Genomic DNA, 8,152 nt, shown 5'->3' with positions numbered 1-8,152 from the left:
CCCCGAGTTGAAGAGCTGCGGACGTCAGACATCCCGCTCAACAGCCCGAGGGCCTCGTCTGTTGCGTCACCCGATCGGTGGCCAACCTGAACAAGGCTCTGTGTATCCGCTCCGGTCGGCAGGAGGCCCGCGATCTCGGGCAGCGTCGCCACCTGCGCAGACACGTTCGCCAGGTGGCTCTGAGCTGGTGCTGGCGGGCCATCCGAACACGCGCTCGCGAGGCCTCGACCTGCACGAATGCAAGATCATGAGGATTTGAAATCAGCCCTGCCTAGATATGAGAAGAACCAGCTCAGGGCACGATTGCTGCTGCAGTACTTACTTCAGGGCAATGGAACTAGTGCTAAAGGCGAGGCATCCGGGCCATTTCGTCTTCGAAACATAGGTTGGCACCCTCAAACCAAGCCCTTCGCAGCCGCACTCGGACCGGGTTCCGGTCATCATGAGCCCCTGGATCTCGGACCTAGCTGAAGCGGGGCTCGGCACGCGAGAGCGCCCTAAAACGAGGAACGGCCCAGCTCTCTCACCCTTTGGAGCATCCTTGAATCACAAGACCGTCGTCTCAGCGCTCGCTACTCTGACTCTACTCTCGACCGCCAGTGTGGCAGAGGCGTCCGGCACTGTGCCAACTTCTCGCTACTGCCACTACAACGGCACCCTCTCGTGTGCGGCGGACTTCCGCGGACTCGTTAAAATTGCCACATTCGGGAAAGTGCTTGACGCGCCGCAGACGCCGCCTATCGGACAGGCGGCGTTGGAAGCCCTGCGCAACCGCATGGAGCAGTCCAATCCGTACCTCTCGTCCATGCATTTCTCGAACCCCGACTGGTCGGGAAACGTGCTCTCGATAGCAGTTAACGGCTGCCAGGGCACTACGCCACGGCCGATCACCATGAACCTGCACCACATCGACTCCAGCTTCGATAACGCGGTCAACTCCGAGATCGGGATGAATCAGTGCCAGGTCAGCCCGGCCGCAGACCCGGATCGCACAGGTTACGTCGGTAACGCCCGACCGATCGGATGGCACAACCCCGGAACCGCCCTTCACAACCAGATCACCTCGATCTCCTACTACCCGACGCCCACCAAGTCTGAGGCGGTCAAGGCCTGCGTCGCGAAGACCGCTAAGTGCACGCTCAATCAGGTGACGACCAGTTCGATCGTCCAAGGTGACGCCCAAGCTGTCGCGTACAGCACCAATTGCACCTCCACCCTCCAGAACAGGGCACTATGGTGGGAGACGAGTGTGGCCAATGAGACGTCATTCACCACAGAGTACGGACAGAAGCTCAGCATCGGGCTGGAATTTGGCGACCTCAAGACCGGCATCGAAGCGTCGTTCCTACAGCGGTATGGGCACTCCACCACGAACACCACGACCTTTAAACAGCAGGACATGGTCAGCATTCCCGCCAAAACCCGCAGCACCCTGTACAAGACCCCTGTATTCCAGGCCTTGTCGGGCACGGCCACGGCTCAGATGAATGACGGGGGTGCGGTGGTCAGCTTGCCGTGGACGGTCAATCAGGCCGTCGCGGACGGGTCAGAGGGCCTGGTGTGGGACGAGGTCCCCCTCACCGCGGCGGAGCTCCGCGACCCCGCTGTCTGTCCGCTCTCTGGCGGGGTCGCTTCGTCGCTCTGAGCCCTCAGGTCGGCCCGCGCACCGTGGACGTGGCGGAGCTGGGTTTGGAGCCGACGGCGGCGCGGGTCGAGTCGGTGCGGCAGCGGGCGAAACGGCTGGGTTGGGCGGGGCTGGCTGACCGATCCGGCCCGGAGACGGTTCATACTCGCCGCCGGGCGGGACGGCTCATGGGCATGGTCATCGACCACAGCACCATCTGGCTGGTGCACCGCGGGGAGTCTCTCGTAGCCGTGCACCAGCCGGCGTGAGCGGAACAGCCACGCGAAGGTCCGCTCCACGCACCACCTGCTGTGGAGGACCACGAACCCCGTGGCGTCGTCGGAGCGGCCTGCCTGGCCCACCAGAGCAGGGCTCCCGCGTATCCGCCGTCGGCCCGCACCAGGCTGGTCCTGCTGAAGCGGTCGTGCACGGGGCGTAGCAGCGGCGCGGCGGCGTGCCGGTCCTGGACGCTCGCGGTGGTGGCCATGGCCGCGAGGAGCAGGCCGAGGCAGTCCACCACGATGTGCCTCTTGCGGCCGGGCACCTTCTTGCCCGCGTCGTAGCCGCGTGAGGCGGCCGACACAGTGGCGGCGGCCCGCACCGACTGCGAGTCGACGATCCCCGCGGTCGGCTCCGGATCGCGGCCGACGTCCTCACGCACGTGACCGCGCAGCCGGTCGTGCAACTCCACGAGCAGCCCGCCAGGGCTCGCACCCTACCCGCATGCGAAGGCGTAGACGCGGTCCCGCTCGGGGAAGCCGCCGGGCATAGACCGCGACTTGACGCCGTTGTCGACCAGGTAGCACGGCGTCGTGCATCTGGCGGTGGCAGTAGACTTCCGGCTGTCCGCCGCGGCCTTCCAACCACGTCGGCACCGGTGCCGGCACCAAATCTCGCACCAGGGCCCACTCGGCGTCCGACATGTCCGACGGATACCGCGGCCGCCGGTCGCGACGAACGGCCGCGTTCCCGAACCGGTGCGCGAGACACACGGCCGGGCAGCCGAGATGGACGACGCGTACACCGACACGCGAGACTGCGACACAAGGGCCTCCGGGCAGCTGTTGACTCAGGAAACTCACTGATCGAGCGGTCCCGCGGCCGGGTCGGCGCCGACGCTGTTGACCTTCCTGGGTGAGGGTGCCGACCAAGACGGACGAGTACGGCCTACATCGAGGACCGGTCGCAATATGCGTCGACCTCTTCTCCAAATGCCTCCTATGGTTTTGCCTTCGAAGCTGCGTGGCAACGTACGCGGACTCGTTCATCCGAAAGCGTGGGCGTTGCGCCCATGTTCGGCGTGTTGGCCACGGCACGCCGCGCCAGGACCCCATTGTTTGTAGGCGGGTGCCGAGGCTTCCAGGACCGGGAAACACTTGGCGCTCCGGCTGAGGGGTGGCGCCGAACCCTCTCGGCCTCCGTGCACCAGGGTGACCGCTGCCGCTACCGCCCTGGTGCACGCGTTGCCTTCCAGCGGACCGCGGATGCTGACACCTTGCGGTTCTGTCCCGGCAAACGGGATACCGGCTTTGCACCTAAAGGGCAAGGCCATGAAGTTAAGGGTGTTTGTGCTGGTGGGAGCACGGTTGTGGTGATGGCCTGACGTAGGAAGCGGAGCCCCGGTAGAACTGACAGTCGACCAAGACATGTCGTTCATAGCACCGGAGGCTCCGCTGTCAGGCAAGTGTGTCATCACCCAGGAAGCCGTGGTAGACGACGGCCTGTTCGCGCCTGGACATCTGGGAGAACTGACCCGGATCGTGCCGTTCGAGATGGCCGACGCCGTCCTCGCTGAGACCGGAGCGGGCCAGCGCCGACTGCGAAAACTGCCCGCTCGTCTACCTGCTGATGGCCGCCACCCTGTCCGAGGACTGGGCTATCCGGCCATATGGCGAAAACTCACGGCCGGACTGGAAGCCCTGCCGATTCCCACTGCCACTGGGACAGCGTTATGGGATGCCCGGACCCGCCTCGGAGCCGGAGACCGATGCGGCACCTGTTCGATCTGCTTCGTGGATCAGCGTCTTCGATCCGGACGCGCGGTGCCCGCTGGCGGGGAATGCTGATGGTCGCCATCGACGGCACCTACCTCGGCGTTCCCGACAGCCCCCGCACCGAGCTCGTCTGGGGAAGGTCTCCAACCAGTACGCCGCGGCCTCCGGCTATCCGCAGATCTGCCTGACCGCCCTGGTCGCCTGTGGCACCCGAGCCGTCATAGATGCGGCCTTCGGCCCCCGCAGCAGCGGCGAGCCCGCATACGGGCGACAACTCACCCGCTCCCTACACCACGGCATGATCGTGCTCCTGGACCGCAGCTTCGCCACGAATGCCTTCCTGACCTCCATCGCTGCCACCCAAGCCGACTCCCTGGCCCGCCTCAGCTCCATCCGCAAACCGCCCCCCCCTGCGACGGCTGGAGGACGGATCCTTCCTCTCCCGGTTCGGCCCCCTTGGAGTCCGGATCATCGAGTGCGAAATCAGCATCGCCACGTCCGCCGGACGCCACACCGGTATCCACCGGCTTGCCACCACCCTGCTGGACACCCACCGCTACCCGGCATTCGACCTGGTCAAGCTGTTACACGAGCGATGGGAGGCCGAATCAGCCTACTTCGAGATCAAGAAAACGATGCTCGGACGGCGGGTCCTGCGAGCCAGGACCTGGGCCGGGATCACTCAGGAGGTCTACGCCCTCCTGAGCACCTACCAGGCCATCCGCATCGCCATCACGGACGCAGCCGACAGCGCAGGCACCGACCCAGACAGGGCCAGTTTCAGCATCGCCCTCCAGACCGCCCGCGACCAGCTCGTCCAGGCCGCCGGCGTCATCCAGGACAGCACCATCGAGCTCGTCGGTGCCATAGGCCGAGCGATCCTGGCCCAACCGGTGCACCGCCGACGCCTCCGCATCAGTCCCCGAGCAGTCAAACGCCCACTCTCCCGATACGCCTACAAAAGCCTCCGCGTCGACCGCCACACCTACAAAGCCACCCTCAGCATCACCATCCTCTTGACACCACCCAGCAGCCCTTAACTTCATGGCCTTGCCCTAAAGGGTGCTTTGGCGAGTAGGCGGCAAATGTGGAGATTCGATGGGAGTAGGCCGCGACTTTGTCGAGGATCTCGTCGGCGGTCTCCGTCCAGATGAAGCGTCTCGGGTGCTCGTTCCAGTCGGTGAGCCAGATCCGGATGTCGCGTTCGAGGGCCTGGACGAAGCGGTGGACCCCCTCGCTCAGGCTTCCTCTGTGTGTTCGGCGAACCACCGCTCCACCAGGGTTCAGCCACGGAGCACTGGTCGGTGTGCAGTGCAGATGGAAGCGTGGCTGGGCCAGCCAGCAGCCCACCGCTTGACGTCAGGCGTCTTGCGGGTCGCGTACTTGTCCAGGATGAGGTGGACCTCAAGGCCGGCCGGCACCGCCTTGTCCACCTTGGCGAGGAACCTCTCGAACCCGGCCGCGCGGTGGCGGCGGTGGAGCTATCCGATCACCTTGCCGCTGGCGACCTCGAGTGCGGCGAAGAACGTAGTGCTGCGGGCGCCGACGTAGTCGTGGCTGCGGCGTTCGGGGACGCCGGGCATCGTCGGAGGGACCGGCTGGGACCGGTCCAGGCCTGTATCTGCGTTTTCTCGTCCACGCAGAGGAAGAGGGCCTTCTCCGGCGGGTGGAGAGGCGACGACTTCACGGACCTTGCCGATGAACGGGGTCTTCCCCAGTATGGTGGACGCCGGTTGCCATGCGGCGGTGGCCAGCGTAGTTGATCGTTGCCCGCAGGTGTTCGGAGTGATCTCGCCGAGGCGTAGGTATCGTCGCCGGTGTTCCGGCGGGTTGCCCGTCCGAAGAGCCGGGCCCGACGGGCCCGCTCCACCGTTCCGTCCCTGGACGTCCACGGCCGCCATCAGCGGTTGGAGAATGCCGGGAGATCCGGCGGATCTTCCTCTTGAGGCACAAGGGCGCGCATAGCCGTGAGGCAAACACCCAGCCCTGGCGACCGGTCGCACCGGCCCAATCACGCAGTGCTGATCTGGCGAAAGCGGGCGATGGCTTCGCGGTATACTGACGGGTCGATACTTAGATCCCCCTGGAATGGATGCTCAATCTGGAAAATAAGGTTCATGACAAAGCCGACGAGGGCCGATGCGAGTAACAGCACAACCCATCGAGTGCCGGGCAGGCTGCTGACGCTAATGGCCAGCAGGGTGCCCACGGCACCCAAGGCGAGCAGTGCGACGATTGGGCCGGAAAGGCCAGAATCTGCCGCTGCAAGTCGATCTCGGCGCGCCGTATATACATCCCGCAAACTCGTTTCAACTTGCCGTCGTGCTTCTTGCTGGACGGTGTCGATACTGGGGGCGATGCTGATCAGAGAATTACGAAGGTGATCGAGTCGGTCCCAGTTGCCAGGATCTGCACGACCCGCGCGCATCTCCGGCCATTCATCATCGATAACACTCTGGGTGTAACTCTGCAGCTGTTCTCGCACGCGTTTTTTGTCTTGCGGTGCTAGCCACCCTGCCGACCAATATGCTTCGCGCAGTGCAGATGCCTCTGCGTGAGTAACCTGCCGGGCCTGCGATAGCGAAGCCTGGGCGGCGACGATGAGAAAGGCTGCAGAGAATACGAAAATGCTGGTCACTACTCTTGCAGCAGTTTTTTCCCCCTCGTTCGGGAGGGTCCCCTCTGCAGGACGAGCCTTCCATCGGGCGACGAGGACCACCAGCACAGAAAGTGACATGGCGGAAATTGCGGCGAATACAGAGGTGATCAGCACCAGCGTAGTATGCCATTGCGTCCTGCGTCCTCCTTGGATCGTGGCCGTGTTGAGCTCCGTGCCCCGCCCCCAATCGCGCCGCGCATGCCCGGGTAGTGAAACGGCTATGACCCCGTGGTCACCGCGGCGTCCATCTGAGGATCGCGTACGGGTACGGGCGTAATATCGCCCGTGGCGCCCGTCCGCTCGCTGTCCAAGCCAGGGCCCTCGCTGAACCGCCGCTGCATCGCATCCACACTGCCGTCGTGGGAAGCTCTTGTCGAGCGTTTTGCAGTCAGCCCAGACGGCAGCTGTGCGACCCACGCGCGGCAGCTACGGCCAGGTCCGCACGATCGCCCGAAAGCGTCAATGGCCTCTTCGGCCGGAGCCGAGTAACTGGCTATCGTGGCCGACACAAGTCTCAGGCAGTTCCACACCGACAACAGCCGAGCGAGGCCCTGCATTGCTTCCAGGACGGCCCGCAGCCCACGATCCCGGCTAGCGCTTGTGGTCTTGCCTTGATCGGGGCCCACTGCCGTGTCACTTGCGCGACGCCACACGGTAAATCAGGTAGCTGATTCCCAGGATGACGTCCACGGCTAGCCAGAGGAAGATCATCAACACCACACCGAGCGTGGTTCCAACAGTCTCGGCGCTGTTGCAGAAGTCAGCCTCTAGGCCGTCGCAGTAGGGTGGGTCTCCTGCACGTGCTCCAACACCGAACAGCACCCAAGCTAGGAACAACGCTTGGATAGTCAGAAATACCCATAGGAATACACGTCGTCTCGGCTTCTCATCAGGCGATGGTAGCGGTGGGGGATTAGTCCATGTCACGGTTGCCGACCTTTCTCACACTCCGATCTCCATGCCCCGCTCGAAGCCTCTGCCGCGACGTATCCAGGCGTATTCGTGTCATGGAAATTGCAGCGGCATCCACAACCCTATGGGCATACCAGCCACTCCGGCTGTGTTGGCGGCTCGGAGAATGACGAGGTGTGGCGGTGCCCGTCCGTCCGATACTGCTATATCGGACGGGAGCCGTGACGTCCACCAAAGGGGCAAGAGTTCATAAAATGGATCGCACGTCTTACTCGAGCTTGGCACCATAATGCTTCAAGCTTCCAATTTTTTGCGTGTCAGGCGTACCCGCCATCGGCCGGGGATGCGTTAGCTCCTGCAGAGTAGAGCTTCGGCTCTTCCATGATGTAGGCCAGGTTTCATGGTTGCAAGATCGGTCTGTTGCGGGCGCGTGTCTGACTGAGCCTTCGCCAGTGTGACCAGTGCAGATGGTGGTGGAGGGTAAGGTGGGCGGGGAGGAGGAGGTGGCCGATGAGGCGGCGTATCTCCGCTACGGACAGCGGTTACCATGCCACCACTGTTTCCTCCTTTGCGCGAGTTCGTGGGCGCGGACGGCGGTGAGCGCGGCGAAGGCGGTCATGCCAGGGTGATGTGCCGGTACAAGGCGTGGTAGATACGGACCTAGTAGTGCTCCAGGCCGCACTCTCCGTTCGCGGTCTTGAAGCACTCCTCGACGGCCCAGCGCGCAGCGGCCACCCTGACCAGGTCTTTCAGGCGAGTATGAACGGGGCCGTAGTAGGCGGTGTCGGCGGCGGGTGCGCAACGCGGCCAGCGGCTTTGCGGTTGGCCCGTTGGTCCTTCGGTTCCGGGATCGTGTGCCGGATGCCGCGTCTGCGCGGGTAGGAGCGGTTGCGGCGGGAGGTGTAGGCCTAATAGGGATCGAGGTTGGCTGCTGTCGGCCTTGGCAGGGGCCGTGTGAGACGT

The 8,152-nt window shown here is 64.3% G+C and carries 5 protein-coding genes and 2 pseudogenes; 3 read left to right on the top strand and 4 right to left on the bottom strand.

Annotated features, from left to right (window positions below; translation table 11 throughout):
* The first annotated feature begins 541 nt into the window (after positions 1-541).
* Positions 542-1,645 carry a hypothetical protein gene (locus tag IF89_RS0133540; RefSeq protein WP_158718037.1) on the top strand — a complete coding sequence of 368 codons (1,104 nt, stop codon included), beginning with the start codon at positions 542-544 and terminating at the stop codon, positions 1,643-1,645.
* Positions 1,646-1,784: 139 nt separating this feature from the next.
* Here the strand turns inward: IF89_RS0133540 and IF89_RS43175 are convergent, their stop codons facing one another.
* Positions 1,785-2,315, bottom strand: coding sequence for a transposase (locus tag IF89_RS43175; RefSeq protein WP_234327983.1), 531 nt, complete (start codon positions 2,313-2,315; stop codon positions 1,785-1,787).
* A gap of 955 nt (positions 2,316-3,270) precedes the next feature.
* On the opposite strand from IF89_RS43175, the gene IF89_RS49825 reads away from it, so the two are divergent.
* On the top strand, positions 3,271-3,690 hold the full coding sequence (locus IF89_RS49825; protein WP_199820606.1) for a transposase domain-containing protein: 420 nt from the start codon (positions 3,271-3,273) through the stop codon (positions 3,688-3,690).
* Between the two features lie 563 nt (positions 3,691-4,253).
* The gene (locus IF89_RS47230) at positions 4,254-4,658 is read left to right on the top strand and encodes a hypothetical protein (RefSeq protein ID WP_199820607.1); all 405 of its coding nucleotides are present in this window, start codon (positions 4,254-4,256) and stop codon (positions 4,656-4,658) included.
* A 971-nt stretch (positions 4,659-5,629) separates the two neighbouring features.
* Here IF89_RS47230 and IF89_RS43170 read toward each other — a convergent pair.
* The 3 genes and pseudogenes from IF89_RS43170 to IF89_RS45140 form a co-directional block, all read right to left on the bottom strand.
* Positions 5,630-6,391 carry a DUF4239 domain-containing protein gene (locus tag IF89_RS43170; protein WP_078628702.1) on the bottom strand — a complete coding sequence of 254 codons (762 nt, stop codon included), beginning with the start codon at positions 6,389-6,391 and terminating at the stop codon, positions 5,630-5,632.
* A gap of 1,327 nt (positions 6,392-7,718) precedes the next feature.
* Positions 7,719-7,963, bottom strand: a pseudogene (locus tag IF89_RS49820) (IS701 family transposase); the annotation flags it as partial.
* A 32-nt stretch (positions 7,964-7,995) separates the two neighbouring features.
* Positions 7,996-8,097, bottom strand: a pseudogene (locus tag IF89_RS45140) (IS5/IS1182 family transposase); the annotation flags it as partial.
* Positions 8,098-8,152: the final 55 nt, after the last annotated feature.

The organism is Streptomyces sp. NRRL F-2664 (genome assembly GCF_000719345.1).
Taxonomy (GTDB): domain Bacteria; phylum Actinomycetota; class Actinomycetes; order Streptomycetales; family Streptomycetaceae; genus Streptomyces.
The sequence above is the reverse complement of the archived record's forward strand: the minus strand, read 5'-3'. Positions and strand labels throughout refer to the sequence as shown.